This is a genomic window from Thalassospira profundimaris (assembly GCF_003326795.1).
GTDB lineage: Bacteria > Pseudomonadota > Alphaproteobacteria > Rhodospirillales > Thalassospiraceae > Thalassospira > Thalassospira profundimaris_C.
The window spans coordinates 1-22303 of sequence record NZ_JPWI01000023.1 but is presented as its reverse complement, the minus strand read 5'-3'; the positions used below and the strand labels follow the sequence as shown (position 1 = coordinate 22303).

The following is a 22303-nucleotide window of genomic DNA, read 5'->3' as shown; positions in this document are numbered from 1 at the left end:
ACGGCAACAATGTTCAACCGGTCAAGGTTGATGAATTCCGCATTTCGGTTGCAGAAACATACGACGTGATTGTTCAGCCGACAGCTGAAAAGCCGTATGCAATCATGGCCGAATCAATGGGACGCTCGGGTTATGCATTCGGATCGTTGTCGCCGCAAGAAGGGTTGAAAGCTGAAATGCCAGCCAGACGCATGGACGCTCCGTTGCTGACAATGGCGGACATGGGAATGGATCACGGTAGCATGGCCGGAATGGATCATTCTTCGATGAGCAGCGGTAACGAAAACGGTATGGCTGGAATGGACCATTCGAATATGGCCGGAATGGATCATTCTCAGATGGGAATGTCGAAAGATGACCCCTTCTATGCCGCTGGCAGTGGTTTGACACCAAAAGCAGCCAATGGCGGAAAGTTCCTCTCCTATGCCGACCTGAAGGCACAGAAGCCTTTGTACCCTGAACGGCCTGCAACGCGTGAAATTGAACTGCGCCTTACCGGCAACATGGAACGCTATACGTGGTCTATCAATGGCGTCAAATATGAAGATGCAGAACCTATCCGCTTGAAATATGGCGAACGGGTGCGCTTCAAGTTCGTCAATGAGACCATGATGTCACACCCGATGCATTTGCACGGGATGTGGTCAATCCTCGATACCGGCAACGGTAAATGGGATCCGGTTAAACACACCATCAATATCAATCCAGGCATGACTGTTTATTCGGAAACCGAGGTTGATGAACCTGGGGAATGGGCTTTCCACTGTCACCTTAGCTATCACATGGCTTCTGGCATGTTCCGAAAAGTGGTTGTAGAGGGCGGTCCAGCCGTCGCGGCACTTGAGAATGGAGTTCAATAACAATGAAAACACTAACTTTGGCCGCGATTGGTGGTGGTGTTCTTTCCACGATCCTGTCCTTCTCGTTTACTGCAAAAGCAGACAATCACATCTTCTATGGCATTCAAATGGAGCAGTTTGAATACCGCTCTGGTGACGAAGGTGAAAATCTCTTCGTTTGGGATGGTGATGCATTTGTTGGAACCGATGAACTGAAGTTACGCTGGCAAGGCGAAGGCGAGCGTGATCTAAAGAATGATCTCTACGAAAACTTCGAGAACAGACTGGTCCTGCAAACACCAATCAGCGACTTTTTCGATGCCAAGGCCGGTATTCGTCTGGATACGCCCAGCACAACAGATCGTTGGTATGGAACCGTTGGAATCATGGGGCTTGCTCCTCAATGGTTTGAAGTCGACGCTGATCTGTTTGTCAGCGAGACCGGAGACGGCAGTGCACGGCTTGATGTTGAGTATGAGGGCTTGCTGACCAATCGTTTAATCCTCACACCTTCGCTGGAGCTGAATGCTGCGTTCTCTGACGATCGTGAGATTGAGGTCGGACGCGGATTTTCACGCGCAGAAATCGGGCTGCGGCTTAGCTATGACCTGATCGACCGTGCCGTTGCACCTTATATCGGGGTTGCCTATGAGCGGAAACTCGGAAAAACCGCAGACTTTGCAAAAGATGACGGCGAAGATTATGAGGCAACTTACCTCGTAACCGGTCTCCGCCTTCTTTTCTAAGCATCACACGACAGGGAGGACTTTCCTCCCTGTCTGTTTTGCCGAACCTTCTAAAGGAACCTAACTGCAATGATGGAAATCGTCCACGATATGGGGCATCGCTTGACGCACTACATATCAAGCGATGCACACTGGTGGATTCATCTTGTATTCCATTTGGTGGTGTTTGGGGTGCCGGTTGCGCTGATCATCATTCTCAGCGCGACGGGATACAGGGTTTTAAGACGCCGCAGATCTATTCTTGCGCAACAGGCTCAAAAGCCCTCGGCAAAGAGCGGAACAGCGCTCCTGCAGTACATATTCAAAGCTTCATGGAAGCGGCAGATAAAACTGGGGCTACTGGCGACGGCCTCTTTGCCGGCTCTTTACATGAGCCTCGAGCTTCCGAAGTTGATCATCAACAACGCCATTGAGTCAGGACATTTTCCAGTTACCTATTTAGGAATGGAGTTCTCTCAAACGATGGCTTTACTTACTCTCTGTCTGCTTTTTTTATTGGCGATTGGCGTGCATGGCTGGCTGAAATATCAGGTTAATTTGCAATCCGGTGCGCTGGCAGAACACATGTCACGCCGCCTACGGCTTGATATTTCAAAATTCAGCTTTCGAAAGCCATCCCCCAAAGGAGGGGAATTGATTCCGGTTATTGTGCAGGAGGTAGAGCCCGTAGCTGGATATGCTGCAGAGTCGATTGTGCTGCCTTTGTTACAAGGCGGTACATTCCTGACGATTCTGACTTTCATGCTCGTGCAAGATTTGGTTTTGGGCATCGCCGCAATCGCACTGTTGCCGCTTCAGATTTTTGTCATCCCCAGATTCCAGAAGAAAATTAATGCTTTGTCTCGAACGCGGCTGAAGGAAGTCAGAGTTCTCGGCGAGAAGATAGGGAACATCTCAAACGATAACCAGCCAGGTGCCCGGGATATTTACGGGTCATACAAGCGACTTCACGACCTTCGTCTCTCTATCCACAAGAACAAGTTCGCCATGAAGTCTTTAAACAATTTCATATCACAGATGACGCCCTTCTTCTTTTACACAATTGGAGGGTATCTGGTGATAAAAGGCGATCTCACGCTCGGGGCTCTAATCGCAGTATTAACTGCATACAAAGACATGGGCGCTCCGCTAAAAGAGCTCTTTCGCTACTATCAGGCGCAAGCCGATGCTCACGTCAGATACTCCGAAATCAAACCTTACATCTCAAAGGAAATCAACAGTACGGACAACCGGCTTGCAGATGTAACGGTTCTGTCTGAAGTCGGTTAAAAAAAACGTCCCCTTAATTGAGGTAGGTCAACGTAACTCGATATTTAAGGGCATAAGTGTTACGTTACTGCCCAAAGGAAGTTTGATCAATGAATGCACAGCAAGCACTAATACGCGCCGTACTGATCCTGCTCGTCGGGATTAGCGCTATAATGCTTGCTCCCCATATTGCAGTCGCGTCGACTGGATCTTTTCCTGCGCATTCTGCAGAACTCAATGGTTTTGACGTTGAACACCAGCATGACCTGGCTTCGTGCTGCCCTCAGGTTTCTTGTCACTCCACATCAGCGGTCCTTACCGAGATTATCCTACCGGTTTCCGAGTTTTCCCATGTACAGAACGGGATAGAAGAAGTGTCCCTTCAGCCGGTATCTCGGTCATGGATTTTCCAGCCTCCCATATCCTGATCCTCCCGAACAAATAGCGAATAACTGTTCTGGGTTCTGCACCTGCCGATGGCATGCGTACAGATCGAGCCTTGGTGTTCTGCACCATGCTGCTTTCAGACGGAACAGTCATACCTAAAGGTATTTATGGGATGGCAAAGAGAAATGGAAAATATTCTCAGTTGGTTGCTTTGGGGAGCCTTCATCATATTGATGATGCGCTTTGGTTGCGGTGCTCACATGTTTGGGCACAAAAAGCACAGCCACAATAAGAAACAAGCGGACGGTCAGGCTGAGGCAATCCGATGGGAGCACCCTCAGTCCGCCGTTGACCCGGTTTGTCATAAAACTGTCGATCCGCGCATCGCCAAAACAGCCATTTATGGCGGTGAAGTATTCTACTTCTGTTCAGACACCTGTCGTTCGAAATTTGAAGTGTCGCCAGATACCTATGTCGATGGCAGCGCAATTAGCCGACAAACTCACGTATCGCCAAGCTAGTTCAGCGAAATCAATAGGCGGCAGCAACAGGACCAGGGTTGACTAGTTCCCTTGGTCTCACGTGTCTTCGAATATTTGATACATACGCATAAAACAAAGGCCCGAAGAAAATGAAAAAAGAAATCAATTGGCCAAAGTATTTGGTTATCGGTTTTTTCGCAGTAGGGATCATCGCCATGACCCTGAATTCGTTTCTGCCCGGGAAAGATGACATCAAAGATCTTGAACTGACCGATAGCGGAATTGCGCTCCCCAGTTTCAGCAAGGAAGCCATGGTAGGAAACCAGCTTTTCGATATGAACTGTGTTGCTTGTCACGGAGGCAATGCAACAGGCACAGAGCAAGGCCCGCCGCTGATGCACAGAATCTACAATCCGGGACATCATTCAGATCGCGCATTCTATCTAGCTGTTCAAAACGGGGCAAAACAACATCACTGGCCCTTTGGCGATATGCCAGCCCAGCCTCAGGTCAGTTCGGAACAGGTAGCACGGATCATTCGTTATATACGCGAGCTGCAAGAAGCAAACGGCATCGCGTACCAAAAACACCAAATGTGAGGCAGGAATGGATCATCAGGCAGAATACAAGAAAAACAGTATCTCGCTCCTTGGCGCCATATCCATGGGCACCGGTGTTATGATCGGAGCAGGAATTTTTGCTTTGACCGGACAAATTGCCGAACTTGCAGGAAAGTGGTTCCCGTTGTCGTTCCTGTTTGGCGCACTTGTCACTGCTTTTAGCGCATATACCTACATCAAGATGTCCAATGCTTTCCCGTCTGCAGGCGGGATCGGAATGATCCTCCAAAAAGCATACGGGCCGGGAGCCATAGCAGGCGGCGCAGCATTGCTGATGGCCTTTTCGATGGTCATCAACGAGAGTTTGGTCGCAAGAACATTTGGAACCTATGTTTTGCGGGCGTTTGACCTGACAGAGCTTGAAGTTCTTATACCGGTATTGGGTGTTTGCCTGATAATTTTTGCATATGCTGTTAACAGAGCTGGCAACAAATCGGTTGGCCTGTTTTCAATGGTCATGGCCGCGTTGAAGATCGGCGGCATTGCATTGTTTGCAATTGCAGCGCTGTGGGCTGGTGGATACTCGTTCGAGCCGTCATCACCCGACGGCGCGAGCTTTCCATTGGCCGGTTTTGTCGCATCAATTGCTCTTTCAATTCTGGCCTTCAAAGGGTTCACAACGATCACAAACAGTGGTGCTGAAATCGTGAGCCCTCATAAGAATGTGGGTCGTGCGATTACGTTCTCAATCCTGATTTGCGTTGTCGTATATATTCTCGTGGCGCTTGCTGTTGGTTCAAGCCTTGACTTGGACGAACTGATAAAAGCCAAAGACTATGCCCTCGCCCAAGCTGCACAGCCAGCATTGGGGCCCATCGGATTTTATCTGACTGTGCTGCTCGCAGTCGTTGCGACGGCGTCCGGTTTGCTAGCAAGCGTGTTTGCGGTGTCAAGAATGCTCGCGATGCTGACCGATATGGAGATGATCCCGCATAGTCATTTTGGAATGTCGGGTTCAATCAAAGACCACACACTTGTTTACACGGTTGTCGTGGCAGCGCTGTTGACAATCTTTTTTGATTTAAGCCGGATCGCTTCACTTGGCGTGTTTTTCTATCTGGTCATGGATGTGCTCATCCACTGGGGATGCTTTAAGTACCTACGACAAGAAATAGGAGCACGCGGCTTTGTTATGATTACAGCGATTGTCTTTGACATCATCGTATTGATCGTTTTTGCCGGCATGAAATTGCAAAGCGACCCATCCATAGTTCTCATTGCAACTTTGATGATCGTTGCTGTGTTCATTTTTGAACGTTGGTTCCTGTCAAACTGGATAAACCAATCGGCCAAGGCGCACAGTCACGATCACTCAGAACATTGATTATCCGCAGTGACATTGCAGCATAACAGCAGGAAGCAGACCATGTCTGATCATCATCATAAGAAGCACCAGCATAATCACAAAATGTCTGATCAATCAGGACACGCGACGGATCCTGTTTGCGGTATGTCGGTCACAGTGGATGCCGATACACCACGCTCGAGGTACGGCAGTGAGACATATTATTTCTGTTCGCAGAAATGTAAGGGCAAGTTCGATAGCTCTCCTGAGAGCGTATTGTCCACTGAGGAAGAGGCATCTGCTGCAAACAGCGCTTCGTCATCGACTTCGGGTCGCTACACCTGCCCGATGCATCCAGAGATCATACGATCCGAACCTGGTTCCTGTCCGATCTGCGGAATGGCACTGGAACCGATGGATACACCAACAGAAAATGACGAACCAAACCCCGAGATTCAGGATTTCAAAAAGAGATTCTGGTTAGGCGCAGCTCTTACGGTGCCGCTGATTGTTCTAACGATGGGGCCCTTTGTTGGTTTGGGTTTCATCCGGGAAATGATTGGAGAACGCGTTACTCTTTGGGTTGAGTTGGTTCTCGGAACGCCTGTTGTCCTGTGGTCCGGCTTCCCATTCATGGTTCGTGGATGGCATTCTGTGGTGAACCGTTCTCTCAACATGTTCACATTGATCGGGATGGGTGTTAGCGCAGCTTATATATTTAGCGTCGTCGCAGTGATTTCTCCTGACATTTTTCCTGATGGATTCAGAGATGCACAGGGACATGTCGGTGTGTATTTCGAAGCTGCAGCTGTCATCGTTGTCCTTGTGCTTCTTGGCCAACTGTTGGAATTGGGGGCACGGGAACGAACCGGTTCGGCAATCAAGGCGTTATTGGGTCTTGCTGCAAAAACAGCCCGCATTATTGAAGATGATGGTTCTGAACGAGAAGTTCCTCTTGAAGATGTGACCGTCGGAATGAGCTTGAGGGTTCGTCCAGGTGACAAGATACCTGTCGATGGCGTTGTCGTTGAAGGACGGTCGTCAGTTGATGAATCCATGATTTCGGGTGAACCCGTTCCAATTGAGAAGAATCCAGATGATGATGTCACCGGAGCAACAATCAACGGGAATGGCAGCCTGATCATCCAAGCCAAACGGGTTGGCAAAGATACTGTCTTGAGCCAAATCGTTGATATGGTCTCCCATGCTCAGCGAAGCAAAGCGCCAATCCAAAAGGTTGCAGACACGGTTGCAGGCAAGTTTGTGCCTGCTGTTATCCTGGTTGCTTTGATCGCCTTCGTCGCTTGGGCCATCTGGGGACCAGATCCGTCACTGTCATACGGGCTTGTCGCAGCAGTCGCTGTTCTGATCATTGCGTGTCCTTGCGCTCTTGGTTTGGCAACACCAATGTCAATCATGACCGCTACCGGTCGTGGTGCGCAAATTGGTGTGCTCATTAAAAATGCAGAGGCCCTGGAGCGATTTGCGAAGGTCGATGTGCTCATCGTCGATAAAACCGGGACTTTGACAGAGGGTAAACCAAAACTTGCAGGTGTAATCGCTCAATCAGACTATCAGGAGGAGGAAGTTCTTTCTGCCGCTGCGGCGCTCGAAAAAGGATCCGAACATCCATTGGCTGACGCCATTGTTAGTGCTGCTCAGGAGCGCGGCTTGTCCCTTGATAAGGCAGAGGACTTTGAAGCTGTAACCGGTCAGGGCGTCACCGGAAAGGTGGATGGCAAGTCGGTTGCCCTAGGTAATAGTAAACTCCTTCAGACTCTCAATATCGATCATTCTACTGTTGATAAAACAGCAAATGATCGGCGAGATATGGGGGAGACGGTAATGCATGTCGTTATTGATGGAAGAATTGCCGGGCTCATTTCCGTAGCCGATCCGATCAAGGACACGACATTGGAGGCTTTAAAGGCGCTCAAGAAGCAAGGCTTCAGAATCGTCATGGCAACCGGTGACAACCAACGAACAGCAAAATCCGTTGGCAATAAACTTTCCATTGACGAGATTCGGGCCGATGTCTCCCCAGAAGACAAAGCCAATTTAATTATGGAACTCAAGGCTGAAGGCCATCAGGTAGCCATGGCAGGTGACGGCGTCAACGACGCCCCTGCTCTTGCTCAGGCTGATGTCGGAATTGCGATGGGTACGGGCGCTGATGTTGCAATTGAAAGTGCTGGTTTCACCCTCGTCAAAGGTGACTTGAGCGGGATTGTTAGAGCCCGAGAACTCTCGGAAGCAACGATGCGCAATATCCGGCAAAACCTCTTCTTTGCGATGGTCTATAACGCAGCCGGTGTGCCTGTTGCTGCGGGTCTGCTCTATCCGTTCTTTGGCATTCTCATCTCACCAATGTTTGCCGCTGCAGCCATGAGCTTATCCTCGGTATCAGTCATTGCGAATGCACTGAGGTTACGTCGAGCAAGTTACTAGCATCCCAATATTGACTGATTGGGCGAGGGGTGAACCAGACAAGGCTGACTTTAATACAGGACAGTTCACCCCTCGCCCATTTTAAATGACATACCAACCAGCACTCAGAACTTTAAATCTCTTCTGATCCGTTCCCAAAATTCATCTGTCGACTTTTTACACTTGGTAGCCAGAAATCTATTTTCATCGAATTAGTGTTGATGCACTTATCTTCTAACCACCTATATAATTTGACTGAACAGTTTTTGTGTGAACAAAAATAATAATATATTTGTATTTACTCTTTTAAATCAAAGCTCTGAATAATAACAAACTATATTAAATGTAATATAAATAATGACGGATGCACGATTGCACGAAGCCCTGAAGCAAAGGCGTTGGGGATCAAGATGGGGCAACCTCTGTTCCAGATCCGCGACCTGGTACGTCGGCATAACGTGATCGTCAAATCCAGCAACTATGCACTTTATGGGGATATCAGCCGACGGGTGATGACGCTCATAGCAAACGAGGTACCGGACAGCGCAATCTATTCAATAGACGAAATTTTCATCGACCTGGACAATACGCCCATCGATCATGATCTATGGGCACGGGATCTGAAGGCGAAGATCCTGCGCGAAACCGGGATACCTGTCGGGATTGGCATCTCGACCACAAAAACACTTGCGAAGCTCGCGAACCGCCTGGCAAAGAAATCCCCCAAGGCAAAAGGCGTGGTTGTCCTCGATGATCAGAAATGGATAGACCTCGCCCTGGAGCGAACTGAGGCAGGTGACATTTGGGGTGTTGGGCGAAAGTTCGCCCTCAAGCTTGCCTCCATTGGCGTTACTACAGCCCGTCAACTTCGCGATATGCCTGATACAACCGCCCGGAAAATGATGACGGTCGGCGGCCTGAAAACCGTGCGCGAACTTCGCGGCATTCGATGCATTAACCTCGATGACAGCCCACCACAGCGTGAAACCGTGTGCGTGTCGAGATCCTTCGGAAAAGAGATTGACGACAGGGAAATGTTAAAAGAAGCGCTGATTACGTTCGCTGGCAGGGCATGCTCAAAGTTGCGCCGGCTTAACCTTGTCGCGTGTCGGTGTCAGCTCTTTATTTTGAGCAACAGATTCAAGATGGATCGACAGCAGTTCTCGCGGGGTTGCGAGCTGACAATGACGCCTGCAACGAATGACACAAGGATCGCGAGCAACCTGGTTGGCCAGAACATCAATCGGATTTGGCGCAACGATCTTGCCGTGAAAAAAGCCGGCATATTGATGCTGGATTTGTGTCGGCCGGAAGATGCGCCCAGAGATCTTTTTACAGGACACTGCCAACTGGACAACCCACTGATGAAAGCAATTGATCAGCTTGAAGGGAGATTTGGTAAGGACGCTGTGACGGTTGGCAGAGTGTCCAGGTCAAAGGTCCCGGACTGGTTCATGACATCCACCAATCGGTCGCCGTGCTATACGACGAGATGGCAAGACATTCCAATAGTTTGGTAAGGACACAAGTGTTCAACCAAGAGCCCCGCTAACCTGTGTCAATCAACGTTGATTTTCACAAATGTTGGCACCATTTTGCAAATTTCAATTGCAAAATCAATGAATGTAAGTACGTCTCTCTGTGAATCGACAAGACAGCTGAAATCTCTAACGCAATAATCGTATACAGCCACTGCATTAGATAGATCGACACCGATACTAGATATCCCTAGAACAATATTTTATGGTTATCTTTGGTGGCCGCCATCGAAGGGTATCATCTCAAGAGTATTCGTGGTTTCCATTTATCATTCGCAAAACATTGTTTGCGAAACGATCAGCTTCAGCATCCTGATCTGAAGCAGCTAAGTCATATCTCAACAAAACCATCTCTTTACCTGACGCTGTAGTACCAAGGTACCGTGATGTATCAATACCATCAGCAGGACAAACAAACCCACCTAGCGTCACTGGCATAGCATCCATAAAAGACAGCACTTCATAGCGATCTGTCTCCTTGGGTTCCGGTTTGTATTTCGCATCAAGAACAGCAACTATGTTGTCATCTTGACAAATAATCATATCAGGGTGAACGGAATAACCGCCTCCATCTATGAAAAATGGGCTAGACGAGTTGTTGCCGTCCCTAACGCGATACCCATGTGGAGCAAGGCGCACCGCCAACTCCCTACGCAGGAACGCTTCGAAAACTTGCGAGACATCTATGATCAATGATTCTAATCTAACAAACCCATCAAAGCTTAACTCCGGTAGCGCACTTTGAAGGATTAGGTATGCCGACCAGAGAGGGTCCCTGTAGTGTGAAAAGCGAGAAGACAGTGACTGGATCTTCTTTGAGAGCTGCCTAACTAAATCGCTCCGACTAGCCTCCCAATCGGAAATATGCCACATGCCGTGATACAGATCTCGCGCTTCGCGTAGCATCGGGTTCCGATGATCATTCTCAACAAACCAATCAATGACTTGTTTCAACGCAACCTTAAGAGCGATGTTCTGGACTGTAGAAGGAGTCAAAACACTTTGCTCGAACTCATGCCTGTACCTAATACCCTTTGAAGCATGTTTGCGAACCGTGTCAGATGCAATAAGTCGCCCCCTCCAGGGTGTTTTGAATCTTGGAGCCAAGTACTCCTTCATATAACCTTTGCGGGCGATTAGCCTAACACCTGCGATCAACGATCGAGCGTAAATAAGCTCAGCGTTATTTGTTGTCACAAAGCGGGGCATATAGCCTCGCACAAACCCAGAGATTGCTGATGGAATTACACCTGAATGAACCAGCATGTATGAAAGATTCGAGATTGTTGCTCTAGGGACTATTCTAACAGCGATGCCGGGGGTCAGTGGAATAGTTCCTACAAAGCGCGTTGCTCTCAGCACAACCTGACCGCCACGCATTGTAGCCGTCAAGTAACCCTTTGTCGTAATCCTCTCATCTAACTGGAGTTCCCCATCTTGCAGCAGAGAGCTAACACGGACGGATAGTTCCTCAAACTCCCTACATTCGATGATATTAGGCATGATCCGCCACGCCCTCAAGGCGACGAACAAGAGCATGGAAGCTTGCGGCGAGGTCATCCATTGCACCGTCGTTCAACTCTATGGCATGAACTGCAGCGGGTCGGAGTCGATACTCCCAGACGAGTTTCAAGTGATCCACATTCTTGATGTCGGAGAAAAATGAATGCCCAATACCGAAAGGAACTATCCGCTGTATTACGTCAAACCATTGGCCAATCTCGAAGACTTGATCTTGAGTAAAGCCGCCTCCTTCTTCTAGGAGGCTCTCAACAACCTCTCTAGATGGAGTTATTTCAATGTGATCGAAACGGCGGACAAAAGCAGCATCAACTTGAGCGACACTCCTGTCATATGGATTCATGGTCCCAATGATCACAAGATTTTCTGGAACCGAGAACTGCTTACCAGAGAAGGGTAATGTGAACTTCTCACCTCTATAGTTGCGCTCAATATAGGTAAGCAGTTCACCAAAAATTCTGGCTGGATCGCCGCGATTGATCTCATCAACGATCATCACCACGAGCCGTTTTGCTGGCGCAAGTTCTTTCGCACGCAGACAAGCAATGAGGAATATTTTGTCAACCACCTTAAAGCCTGACTGAGCTATCTCGTCAGGGCGATACCCCTCAACAAAATCTTCATAGCCATAAGACGGATGAAATTGCACCCGAAACATGTCGCGCTCCGAGTCAACAACAAGATGCTTCCCAATTCGCTTCGCGTAGTAAGATTTTCCAGTTCCAGGTACACCTGTTAAGATAATCCCAGAAGTCCCAAGCCCCAATAGCTTCTGCACTTGAAGTAAGATTGGGTCATCCAGATCCATTGCCAAGGAATCTGGAGCAACCACAGGAATTGCAGATGAGGACTTTACATCATTGACCAGAACCTGTTGGATCGCTGCATAATAGTCTTGATCCTCTGAAGCTTCGACGAAGATTTTATCAGGGTCCTCTGGATGAAATACGAACAGTTTCTCGTAATCCTCATCCCTCTGCGGGAACTCCGACCTGAATGCTGCTTCCAAATCACGAGCGTCAGCATCATCCGGAAATTCTCTATCACGGAAGAAGAGAGCGGCAATATCAAGGATCGGTGCTCGTGCTACATTCGGTCCCTTTGTCAAAACCTTGTCACGAAAGATATCTGCGTAGTCGTCAGCAAGAATCCATTCTTCACCATTATCGGTTATGCGCCTAGAAGCGGCATTCCACTTTCCAGCAAAAGTATTCTTCCTTATTGTCGCTGAATTGCTATGAGGAAACCCCGCTTCAGCTCGACGCAAGGTGACTGGATTGAAGTAAGGTTTGGCTTCATTTTCATCCACCAAACGAAAATACTTGTTCCAAAAATCAAACTCGTGCGGTGTCTCGTTCATTAGCGTGGCAGTACCGGGCAAGTTGCCGGCCCCACGTTCAATCAATGCAAGCATTGGGAATAGGTGAGTAGCCCCTTGACTTTTTGCTTTGCCACGCCAATTCGCCATATTGTTTAGGGCAGATGCAACCCTGTCAGCTCTGATTTTCTTTGTCATCAGGCAGCACGACTATGTTCGTTGCTCACTTGAGAAAGCATTTTTACAATTTCCGCTCCAATTGCCTTGGCCAGAAGAGGCGGGACGGCATTGCCAATCTGCCGGGGAAAGCTAGCGCCCACGAACTGATAGCGATCAGGAAAGCTCATAAACCTCGCAGCTTCTCGGTGAGAAATAGCTCGATCCTCCCATGGGTGTAAGAAGGGGCCAGATGCAACATTCCTGTAGTTACATGTAATGGTGTAAGATGGTTTAGTCGGACTCAGACGATGATAAAGAGTCGTGCAGTCTCTACGTAGCGCACCGCTCGATATAGTCCGCATTTTTTTGAAGCGCGCAGGCAGCACATCCACTGGCGCCGCCCTAAGCCCTTCGCCCTGACCAATATGGTTAGCTAGAGACTGGGCCTGTGCTGAAAGCGGTCTTCCAACGTGCAGCGTTACATTGTCTGGCGCGTCAGTTCTGCAATAAACTTGGTAGGGATTTTGCGGACGGCAAATATAGGGGCGCTCTTCTCGATTGTAATCGTTCCCCATCAGCGGAAGATCGCCGATTGCCTCTTCGACTGTAACGTACGGCTTCAGTTTGGGTTCTCCTCCCGAACTATGGCTACGCGCAGGGAATGAAAGCTTGATATCATCGACTCGCGTACCAATAAAGAGTATCCGATGTCGCATCTGCGGAACCCCATAGTCGGCAGCTAACACTTGTGCAAAATCTGTACGATATCCAATCTCCTCAAAAGCCTCTTCAATCTGTCGCCGGAAAGCTCCCTTCTCGTAGGAGAGCATCCCTCGGACGTTCTCCATTAGGAACATCTTAGGCTGCACCTCGTCAACAAGCCGGACAAAATGCTTAAAGAGAAAATTTCGCGGGTCGTCCTGCATCCGTTTGCCATGAGTACTAAAGCCTTGGCAGCTAGGCCCCCCTGCTATCAGATCAATTTCTCGAACACCTGCTAATTCCATAAGTTGTTCGCCGGTTACCTTTTCGACATCCCCTTCAATCACCGGCACACTAGGATGATTCAAGCGATAGGTCGCTACTGCGTGCTTATCGAAATCAACACCAGCTACAGGCCTAATGCCAGCCTGACGCAGTCCTTCACTGAGACCACCTGCGCCACAAAACAAATCTATCACCGTCGGTGATGATCGAACTTGCATGCTCGTCTCCCTAGTTTTTCCCCTAACTCTGCCATCACTACCACAGTGAGTCGCCGAGAACAATATGTGAACATATGATTGTAGTGAATGAATTCAGTAGACATTTCGTTAAGATGCGGGAAATCCTAGCCTAGACACTTGTTATCAAGCTTCTAGGTGCACCAGCAAAATAACCAACTAAGAATTCGTAGAGGCTGGAGTTATATTTTTCCAAGCTATAAGCTTTTTGCTACTTCCGCGATAGCCCAACGAATAAAGTTGTTCTTGGATCGACCTGATATTTCAGCCGCCCTTTCAAGAACCTCCCATTCCGCCTGATTGAATGGAAGGCTGATCGCCTTATAATCCCGTTTCTTGCCTGGCGCTTTTGGCGGCCTCCCCATTCGCCCGGGCTTGGCCACTTCATCCACCCGGCTTGCAAAGTCTTCAATCTTCGCGGGATCAACATTTGGGATTTCAGTATTTTTCGGCTCGCGACGTTTTACCATCAGAACATCCTTTGTATGAGAGCATGTATCTCGGAAGCCGCTTTGGGATTGTCCATCTCGACGACACTACGTCCCTCCGGAAGAGCATCCCGATAAACCTTGCGCTCACAGATGACCTCGGAAAGCAACTTGATCTCAGGAAAGTCTGCCAAATATTCGCGAGCCTCTTCGCGCTCGCGAATGACTGGATTGGTCGGCACCATCGTCATAAGACCATGGACCTCAAGCCCCGGATTGAAATCACGTGCCTCGACAATGATTTTCTGCAGTTCGCCCAACGTATCCAGATCCGCATTCGAGGGCTTGAAAGGTACGATCAGCTTATGAGCTGCTGTCATACCCGTGCGAAGCTCCCGACTATCTTTGCCAGGGGCATCAACAATCACATACTCGTATCGATTGTTCAGATCGATCAGAGTGTCGCGGATATTGTCGTATTTCTGAACGCAGTGGACTTTGGGAAGATCGGGATTTTCGTCCCGGTCCATCACCCATTTTGCAGCAGTGCTTAGTGGGTCGGCGTCAACCAACACAACATCATTTCCCTGCTTTGCGAGTGCGGCACAAACATTTACCGCTGTCGTCGATTTTCCACATCCGCCCTTGCGGCTTCCAAACAAGACAATCACAGCATTACTCCCGCATTAAATCAATACATAATCAGTATTGTATATGTGTTTTTTAGGTACCGGATCGACGATTGATGGTGAGAACTGTGCGAGCCGGTTTGACTGGTTCTGGTTTTGATACTGGCGAACTTAATCGGCCATCTAGCTGAGGGTTTGCATTCTTGCGCCGCATCTTTTTGAAGCGACCCAACGCGATCTTCCGGGCGTGCTCACGATTATTTTCCGACACGGGATCATCGACAGATCCGTCCAGTCGATATCGATGACTGTCATCAAGCCCCAAAGCCATCTGGTATCCAGTCGCGCCGGTATATCTCTGCAGAGCATGCTTCAGCTCATCAGGTGTCGTTCCTGCTTTCATCAGATCGCCAAGGATAGCGCGCACACCAAGCTGAAACGGCTTGATCTGGTCTGATAGATTTGCTGGCAGAATTGCAATCTCCTCGCGCAACAAGGATTGCAGCTCTTGTGCGGCCCTTAGCTCAAAAGCCCTCGCAATGATCTTTCGATCAGCAGACCAGATTGAACCCTGGGATTTCTTGTGCTTGGTCACTTTGACCTCCATTCGAACCCGCATTGAAACAGCATTAAACCAACATTTATATGGTATCACTTAATTATTTAAATAGTATTTATTCAGTACCATTAATATACTGAATTATCAGATCAACGCAAGAACTAATTCAATACTAAATAAGTGTTTTTTTTGATAGTTTCGACAGTGAAATATAGTGCCGTTCATTCAAGCGAACTGCACCATCCTCCGCGCTCACCGCCATCATAGGGACGTGCATGCCCTTCCCGGATAAGGAGCTCATGAAGCCAGATATTGCCAACAGCGACCCAAGCGACTACACGGCCACCATAACGACCCCATTCAGGGTTGCAGAATTGAACCGGGGTATTTGTCTGGACAGCTTGATCCAGTAAAGCCCGAACCCGATCACGCGCAGCTGCTGCTGCCGATTTCTCCGCATCACATGCGCCCCGGATCTCCGGAGCATCAAGGCCAGCTACCCGGACAGACATTCTTGATATCGGATCTGGTAAGCCTGGCATTTGGATGAAGATCGTATCACCATCATAGGCGAGGCTGCCTTTGCTTTCGCGCAGCGGCCATTGATAGCAATTGAAATCGCTGGCATCGGCGCGGACGCCACCACAAACCGAAACCAGAAAAAGACCAAATAGGTACTTTTTCAATGCTATTTTAGTTGTAATTTGGTGTTTATGGTATACGGATTTAATGGTTGATGGGGCACCTTCACCCCATCAATCTGATACCACCCTCAGATGGTTGATAGATCGACTCCGTAGTTGAGTTCCTCTGCGAAGTCCGGCAGTCCGTAACCGATGGTTTTCTTGTAGAAAGGAGAGACCTTCGCAGTCGGTGCCTTCTTCTTGTGCTTCGTGGTGTAGAGCATTCGTGCCCGCATCACCTCGAAGGAGTAACCGCGCCCTTCACGGTTCTTGTCCTTGGCCAGTCGGTTGATGGACTCCGTGTAAGCGTTGGTGACGGGCATGTCCGTCTCGAAGTAGGTCATGGTCTCTTCGCGCCAGTTTCCCACTGCCCTGACCAGATCGCTCCAGACTTCCTTTTGGCCCTTCGGGATGGTGGCTATCCACTCGTCCAGGGCGGCTTCTGCCTGGAGCCGTGTGGTGGCGTCCCAGATGCCGTAGAAGCGCTCCTTGTGCTCGTAGGCGGCCAGCAGTTGCGGGAACGCGCCTGTCCAAGTCTCCATGATGAGGCGCTCCCGGTCTGAGACTTCGTGAGCGCGTTTCAGCAGGATTTTCCGGTCTCCCTTGAGAGTCCGGCTCTGGGACGGTTTCAGCTCCTTTCTGAGGCCCTTGCGCACTCTCTCTAGGGCATCGTTGGCCATGCGCACCACATGGAACTTATCGACCACGATACGGGCCTGGGGCAGCACAGCCTTGACCGCTGCCCGGTAGGGGTTCCACATGTCCATGCTGACGATCTCGACCTTCTGCCGGTCTTTCAACTTCATCAGGTAGTTGGTCACCACGTCCTGGCGGCGGGTGGCCAGCAGGTCGAGCAGGGTTCGCTCCTCAATGTTGGTCAGAATGCAGCGGTAGCGCTTGTTCAGGTATAGCTCGTCAATGCCCAGGATGCGGGGCATCTCGAAGCGGTGCCAGCGCCCCAGGAACTCGGCGCGGGCGTTGAAGATGTCGCGCACCGTCTTCTCGTCCAGGCCGGTCTGTGCCGCCACAAAGGTGTAGGGGTGGTTGAAGGATTCCTTCTCCACGTACTCATGCAGCCGCAGTGTCATACGGAATCCGTCCACCATCTCCGGTAGCTGGGGCCTGAATGTTGTCTTGCAGGCCCGGCAGGTGTATCGGCGGCGGACCACCCAGAGAGTGACCCGCTTGCCGTGGATGGGCAGATCACGATAGGGAACGTCACGCTTGCCGAACCGTACGAACTCACCCTGCACGCCGCATTCCTCGCAGGCGATGGGATCGGGCACGTCCACCTGGAAGTGCATTTCGTCGTCGGTTGATTTGCAGCCCAGTACTTGGTATTGCGGCAGGTGAAGGATGTTGTCGGGAAGTTCGGTCATGGTGTTGTATAGGCGTAGGTGTCAGTCAGATCCATCCGGCTCGGCATTGGTGTTTGCTTTTTTACCCAACAAGCTGCTGGAAACGAAAAGTAAGGCACCGAGGACAATTGCAATATCAGCCAGGTTGAAGGCCGGCCAATGCCAGTCTCGCCAATAGAAATCAAAGGAATCCACAACATAGCCGCGAAAGACCCGGTCAATCAGGTTGCCCATGGCGCCACCGAGGATAAGACTGTAAGCGATGGCTTCTCCTTTATGACGATTTTCAAGGATCAGCTTGATCAGAAAAATCGAGACCACTACCGCGATTCCGATAAAAAAGTAGCGCTGCCAGCCTCCACCATTCGCAAAAAGACTGAATGCGGCACCGGTGTTCCATAGGTGCACCCAGTTAAAGAACGGGGTCACCGAAACATACTCGCCATAGGCCATTGATTGCTGCACCAGCCACTTTACAGCCTGATCAGACGCTGCCAGCAGGCCCGATATGGACAATAGGGCATACGGCGAGAGCTTTTTGCCAATAATGAGCATTATTTAACCCTTCAACGCCAAAATGCGTCTGGCACCGTTAAGTACAATGCCCCCCGCGATGGTGCCGATAATCAGATCCGGATAATTGGAACCGGTCCACGCGACCAGGGCGCCGGCGGTGATGACCCCCAGGTTGATCACCACGTCGTTGGCCGAGAATATCCAGCTTGCCTTCATGTGCGCCCCGCCTTCCCGATGTTTGGATATGAGCAGCAGACAACTGGTATTGGCAATCAATGCGACGAATGCGATAGCCATCATCACCAGCGATTCAGGCTCACTACCGAATACAAAGCGTCTCACCACCTCTACGAGCACGCCCACAGCCAAGATCAGTTGCAGTACACCAGCAAGATGCGCGGCACGTACCTGCATTTTCACGCTATGTCCAACCGCATAAAGGGCAAGCCCGTACACCGCCGCATCGGCAAAATTGTCCAGGGATTCTCCAATCAGGCCGGTGGACTGGGCGATCAGACCGGCAGTCATTTCCACCACGAACAGAAGTGCATTGATGCCGAGCAACCAGCGCAGGGTCCCGGATTCTTGCTTAGCAGAAGCTGCCGAAAACTCGGCGGCCTTGATGGTCTCCGGATTTGCAGCGACGGTTTCCTGAAGCGAGGCGCCTAGCCCCAAGGTCTTCAGTTTCGAGGTGACGGGCTCGACCTCGCCGTCATGCACGACCTTCAGCCGGCGGTTCGACAAGTCGAAGGACAGCGCCCGAATCTCCTCAAAGCCGTTCAGGGCTAGGCGAATCATTCGTTCTTCTGATGGACAGTCCATCTTCGGCACGGCATAAACACTGACCCATCTCCCTGGCGCCTCGGAGGAGGCCTGTATATCGGTATCCGCTGCGGACGTTGCATCACCGCCACAGGCGCCACCACAGGATTTGCTCATGATACGACTCCACTTGAACAATGTTGTGGTACCATTTAAAACTATAAAGCTACTATAAGGTCAATAGAGTAAAGAATCCGTTGGGGAGGAGGCTGATGCGCATTGGTCAGTTGGCGCAGTTGGTAGGGGTCGAAACACAGACGATCCGCTTCTATGAACAGCAGGGCTTGTTGCCGCCGCCTGATCGGCAGGACAACGGTTACCGTGTCTATACCGAGAAGCATGGTGAGGGGCTGGCCTTCATCCGTCGCTGCAGAATCCTGGGCCTGTCACTGGCTGAGATTCACGAACTACAGAGCTATCAGGACGACCCTCATCAGCCTTGTACCGCCGTCAACGCCTTGCTCGATGATCACATCTCTCATGTGCGGTCGCAGATAACCGCTCTGCAAGCGCTTGAGAAACAACTCGTTTCACTGAGAGCGAGTTGCAACGATGACCGGGAAGTTGAGGCGTGTGGGGTTCTTGCTGGAATTAGCGAAGGAAACATGCACCAGCAGTAGGTGAAGCATCAACCAGATAATCCGATGAGATGCCGGTCTGTCTCACTCTCATGCAAAGGTAAGATCAACCATTTAATCCGCTTACCCGGTGTTTATTTGTTCTGGTATCCGCGCCACGCTTTGGATGATTTACAGGAAACACACGTTCCCTCGCGCTGGTAAAAACCGGCAAAATTTTGCCGGTTATCCTTGACGCCATTCCTGTTTTACTCATGTCGTTTCCTCTTTGCCCACGGGGGCATAGTGCGCCCCGCGACACGCCTCTTCACCACAAACAAGCTTAAGTTCCGGCTTGCCCCAGACTTGGGATGAACAGGACGGGCAGCGATATTTGACGCGATTAGAGCCGTTTTCTTTGATGGCAGGGGCCACAGCGGCAAGAGCACCAGAACTGGCACAGCCACCTCTCTCGACGGGAACCGGATCTACCGGCGGAAAACGGTCGAACCAGGACAAGGTATATTCTGTCGTCAAAAGATCCGCGCACGCACGGTCAAAAGGACCACCATCAATGATGTAATGCGTCATTTGTTCGCCAACCCTGCGACCGCCCGGTTCCCCGGTGTTGCTGGGCATCAAGCCGATCCGCTCCATGAAGTCGGCCCATTAGTGGTTATGGTATCCGCGACGGCCCGGCTTGCCGTAATGGTATTGCCACTGATGCGCCATTTCATGAACGAGTGTGGAAAGCGTTTCCCGGATCGTCCTGGCAACGAAGTAACTCGGGTTCATGGCAATCTCGGCCGTAAGCTCTCCTGTCTCCCCACAAACAAACCGGTCGTGGGAGTAATAACCATAGGTCCGCTTGTACCGCTGAAGAGTGATCAGACAGGCCGGAAGCTTGCCTTCAAATATCCTGATATTGAAATGATCAAAAGCCGTCTGAAGCTCTGCATAGGCTTCGACTGTCGGCGTCGGGATCGAACTGACCGGATGAATGTTACCCATTGCCACCTCCCAGCGCGGGGAGATAGCGTATCGCCCGATCCATGAATTGGGTTTCAGCCTTCTGCGGGCTCCAGGGCAGCATATATTCCGGATAGGGAGTTATGAATGGCGGCAAAGCCGGGTTTGCGACAATAGACTGATCTACAGTGTCCCTGTATTCCGTGGCTTTAAGGCGCTGATCAATCCGCGTGATTTCATAAAGGACATGAACAGGCCAGGGCCAGATCAGGCCAGCGGCCTCGGTGTATCGCTGACGGATCGGACTGACGATGTGATGCTCAAAAGCGTCCCAGATACCAAGATCACGCATACGGTCTTTGATTGGGGTAATTAGATCGCCGGTTTGGTCTTCCTCGATGTCATGGAGAAGGATGTAGCACTTCACTTCCGGCGAAGCGTGATCACAAGCATCGACCAGATGTTGAGCAACCGTTACGTCACTCGCACCATTCCAGCGGCGAAGCCGCGAAAGGGCGCGAGCTTTTGCCTGAAATATCGAGATACGCTCGTCGAGCGTTTGGGGAAGGCCATTGTCAGGTGAAACCAGCTCAAGCATAACCGGCCTCCTGACCTTCAAGAGCTCGTAGACTATGGCGCACAGTGTCACGCAAACGAGCGGCTTTAAGCATGGAATAGAGATAGGCCGCGGGGTCACGCACGCCTTGTCTATCGACAGCGACGACAACAGCCGCCATTGCAGCCCAGCCGTGTTTGTCAAGCGCCACACGCCAAACCGCAGGTCTAAGCTTAACCTGATTGGTGAGTATCCACCTGACAGCTGACACAACGGACTGGATTGCCGTGCCAGAAGGCTCAGGACCAACCAATTCGCAAAGTTCTGCCGCAGTAAGCTGTTTTTGAAGGGTGGGGGATACCTGAACCATCAGGAACAGGATCTCTGTATCCACATCAATGTCGGAAACCGGATTGTTCGATCTCTGCCCAAGCTTTGCTTGCGAAGCCCCGCTTTGTACAAGGTTCGTAGAACCGGGATTTAGCTTGTAGGATTTACGGTGGACAGAAGAGTCCTCCCCCCCGGACTCTTTTTGCTCTTTATCATGACCGTCCTGTGCCTGCTTTCGTGCTTCCAGTTGCGCCAGATCGTCACGTTCCTGTCTTTTACACTCCCGGGCCGCTTCAATCTTTTCTTCAAGGAAGTTTTCTGCCTGCCGCAACTCATAGAGCCGAGCCGCCACCGGGCGAAGATCGATGCCTGCGTTACCTGACGCACGGGTATTGGTCTCGGTGTAACGACGAATAATCCAGTGATTGGCTTCAAGAAGTGCCAAGGCCCTTCGGATCGATCTTTCATTCTTGCCAGTGATTTCGGCAAGTCGTCTGTTGCCAGGGAATACGGTGAGACGGCCGGAACGCCATGACTTTTCATCATAAACGTGCTCGATCAGAACAATCAGTAGGCGAACGGAAAGGTCTGTCAGGCACGGTGATCTTTGAGCTATTGCGCGAGAGACCAACCCGACAACGGATGCGGTTGTGACATCGGCTGTACCGTTAAAGCTGTCTGCAAGAGACAATAGCTCCTTATAGGTATCTGTCCGTTCGGCGATACCTGTCCGGATTTCTTCCCAGCGGACATTGCCGCCGGATATGGATTCGGTCGTTGTCATTCCTTTTCGGCGAAGGCATAAAATTGCGATGTTTTGGCGCATTTGCGCTTGACAAAGCGGTCCCGTCACCTAAACTGAAACCCATATTTCACGTGGGCAGTTTAAGCCTTTCAATGACCCGTTGGCTGCAACCAACGGGTTTTTTGCTGTTTATAAGCTATTGAAATTGTTGGGATAAAATAGCCTCGTAGGTGCCGCCTCCTCTTTAGGGCGACGCCTCCGGACATTTTTCTCTTGTCGGTAGAATCCTTGGAGTCTATATCTAAGACTTTCCAAGGAAGAGAAAAGTGGTTGCGGGGGCAGGATTTGAACCTGCGGC

General features: G+C 50.4%; 23 protein-coding genes. 9 read left to right on the top strand and 14 right to left on the bottom strand.

The features are described from left to right. The 8 genes from TH30_RS21640 to TH30_RS21605 all read left to right on the top strand — a co-directional run. Positions 1 to 860: multicopper oxidase domain-containing protein (locus tag TH30_RS21640; RefSeq protein WP_181850428.1), on the top strand; the 860-nt coding region annotated here is incomplete at its 5' end. A gap of 2 nt (positions 861 to 862) precedes the next feature. Further along, positions 863 to 1585: a copper resistance protein B gene (locus tag TH30_RS21635; RefSeq protein WP_114100154.1), complete on the top strand. Its 723-nt coding sequence runs from the start codon at positions 863 to 865 to the stop codon at positions 1583 to 1585. A 69-nt stretch (positions 1586 to 1654) separates the two neighbouring features. Then, entirely contained in the window at positions 1655 to 2854 is a 1200-nt protein-coding gene (locus tag TH30_RS21630) for an ABC transporter ATP-binding protein (protein ID WP_114100153.1), read from the top strand. A 551-nt stretch (positions 2855 to 3405) separates the two neighbouring features. Beyond that, positions 3406 to 3741, top strand: a complete 336-nt coding sequence (locus TH30_RS21625; protein ID WP_197145741.1) for a YHS domain-containing protein — start codon at positions 3406 to 3408, stop codon at positions 3739 to 3741. Between the two features lie 110 nt (positions 3742 to 3851). Beyond that, complete coding sequence (locus tag TH30_RS21620; protein ID WP_114100151.1) at positions 3852 to 4301, top strand: c-type cytochrome; 450 nt, start codon at positions 3852 to 3854, stop codon at positions 4299 to 4301. A 7-nt stretch (positions 4302 to 4308) separates the two neighbouring features. After that, positions 4309 to 5646 (top strand): APC family permease, encoded by a 1338-nt coding sequence (locus TH30_RS21615; RefSeq protein ID WP_063089338.1) that lies wholly within the window; start codon positions 4309 to 4311, stop codon positions 5644 to 5646. Between the two features lie 42 nt (positions 5647 to 5688). Further along, positions 5689 to 8055, top strand: a complete 2367-nt coding sequence (locus TH30_RS21610; RefSeq protein WP_255356211.1) for a heavy metal translocating P-type ATPase — start codon at positions 5689 to 5691, stop codon at positions 8053 to 8055. 302 nt (positions 8056 to 8357) lie between these two features. After that, on the top strand, positions 8358 to 9554 hold the full coding sequence (locus tag TH30_RS21605) for a Y-family DNA polymerase (protein WP_309471237.1): 1197 nt from the start codon (positions 8358 to 8360) through the stop codon (positions 9552 to 9554). Positions 9555 to 9815: 261 nt separating this feature from the next. Here the strand turns inward: TH30_RS21605 and TH30_RS21600 are convergent, their stop codons facing one another. The 10 genes from TH30_RS21600 to TH30_RS21550 all read right to left on the bottom strand — a co-directional run bounded on the left by TH30_RS21600 (position 9816) and on the right by TH30_RS21550 (position 18905). Then, positions 9816 to 11075, bottom strand: coding sequence for a 5-methylcytosine restriction system specificity protein McrC (locus tag TH30_RS21600; protein ID WP_063089341.1), 1260 nt, complete (start codon positions 11073 to 11075; stop codon positions 9816 to 9818). Then, positions 11068 to 12609 (bottom strand): McrB family protein, encoded by a 1542-nt coding sequence (locus TH30_RS21595; RefSeq protein WP_063089342.1) that lies wholly within the window; start codon positions 12607 to 12609, stop codon positions 11068 to 11070. The genes TH30_RS21600 and TH30_RS21595 overlap by 8 nt, the downstream gene beginning before the upstream one ends. Continuing rightward, positions 12609 to 13775 carry a DNA cytosine methyltransferase gene (locus tag TH30_RS21590; protein WP_063089343.1) on the bottom strand — a complete coding sequence of 389 codons (1167 nt, stop codon included), beginning with the start codon at positions 13773 to 13775 and terminating at the stop codon, positions 12609 to 12611. Before TH30_RS21590 ends, TH30_RS21595 begins: the two co-directional genes overlap by 1 nt. 215 nt (positions 13776 to 13990) lie before the next feature. Beyond that, positions 13991 to 14263 (bottom strand): hypothetical protein, encoded by a 273-nt coding sequence (locus TH30_RS21585; protein WP_063089344.1) that lies wholly within the window; start codon positions 14261 to 14263, stop codon positions 13991 to 13993. Further along, a complete protein-coding gene (locus tag TH30_RS21580) occupies positions 14263 to 14892 on the bottom strand; it encodes a division plane positioning ATPase MipZ (RefSeq protein WP_063089345.1) in 630 nt (209 codons plus the stop codon). The genes TH30_RS21585 and TH30_RS21580 overlap by 1 nt, the downstream gene beginning before the upstream one ends. Before the next feature lie 52 nt (positions 14893 to 14944). Further along, positions 14945 to 15445, bottom strand: a complete 501-nt coding sequence (locus TH30_RS21575) for a ProQ/FINO family protein (protein ID WP_168173423.1) — start codon at positions 15443 to 15445, stop codon at positions 14945 to 14947. 185 nt (positions 15446 to 15630) lie between these two features. Next, entirely contained in the window at positions 15631 to 15921 is a 291-nt protein-coding gene (locus TH30_RS21570) for a thermonuclease family protein (RefSeq protein WP_258548820.1), read from the bottom strand. Positions 15922 to 16181: 260 nt separating this feature from the next. Beyond that, the gene (locus TH30_RS21560; RefSeq protein WP_062959135.1) at positions 16182 to 17471 is read right to left on the bottom strand and encodes an ISL3-like element ISPpu12 family transposase; all 1290 of its coding nucleotides are present in this window, start codon (positions 17469 to 17471) and stop codon (positions 16182 to 16184) included. Between the two features lie 21 nt (positions 17472 to 17492). After that, complete coding sequence (gene lspA, locus TH30_RS21555) at positions 17493 to 18005, bottom strand: signal peptidase II (RefSeq protein WP_004863699.1); 513 nt, start codon at positions 18003 to 18005, stop codon at positions 17493 to 17495. A gap of 3 nt (positions 18006 to 18008) precedes the next feature. Next, entirely contained in the window at positions 18009 to 18905 is an 897-nt protein-coding gene (locus TH30_RS21550) for a cation efflux transmembrane domain-containing protein (RefSeq protein ID WP_004574643.1), read from the bottom strand. Between the two features lie 95 nt (positions 18906 to 19000). On the opposite strand from TH30_RS21550, the gene cadR reads away from it, so the two are divergent. Continuing rightward, positions 19001 to 19408 (top strand): Cd(II)/Pb(II)-responsive transcriptional regulator, encoded by a 408-nt coding sequence (cadR, locus tag TH30_RS21545; RefSeq protein ID WP_004364961.1) that lies wholly within the window; start codon positions 19001 to 19003, stop codon positions 19406 to 19408. Positions 19409 to 19618: 210 nt separating this feature from the next. Here cadR and TH30_RS22610 read toward each other — a convergent pair whose 3' ends face one another. The 4 genes from TH30_RS22610 to TH30_RS21530 are packed head-to-tail and all read right to left on the bottom strand — an operon-like array spanning position 19619 to position 22026. Beyond that, on the bottom strand, positions 19619 to 19984 hold the full coding sequence (locus TH30_RS22610; RefSeq protein ID WP_232308423.1) for a hypothetical protein: 366 nt from the start codon (positions 19982 to 19984) through the stop codon (positions 19619 to 19621). A gap of 30 nt (positions 19985 to 20014) precedes the next feature. Then, complete coding sequence (locus tag TH30_RS22605; protein ID WP_232308424.1) at positions 20015 to 20356, bottom strand: SprT-like domain-containing protein; 342 nt, start codon at positions 20354 to 20356, stop codon at positions 20015 to 20017. Next, on the bottom strand, positions 20349 to 20912 hold the full coding sequence (locus TH30_RS21535; protein ID WP_063089348.1) for a hypothetical protein: 564 nt from the start codon (positions 20910 to 20912) through the stop codon (positions 20349 to 20351). The genes TH30_RS22605 and TH30_RS21535 overlap by 8 nt, the downstream gene beginning before the upstream one ends. Then, positions 20905 to 22026, bottom strand: coding sequence for a helix-turn-helix domain-containing protein (locus TH30_RS21530; RefSeq protein ID WP_083952839.1), 1122 nt, complete (start codon positions 22024 to 22026; stop codon positions 20905 to 20907). Before TH30_RS21530 ends, TH30_RS21535 begins: the two co-directional genes overlap by 8 nt. Positions 22027 to 22303: the final 277 nt, after the last annotated feature.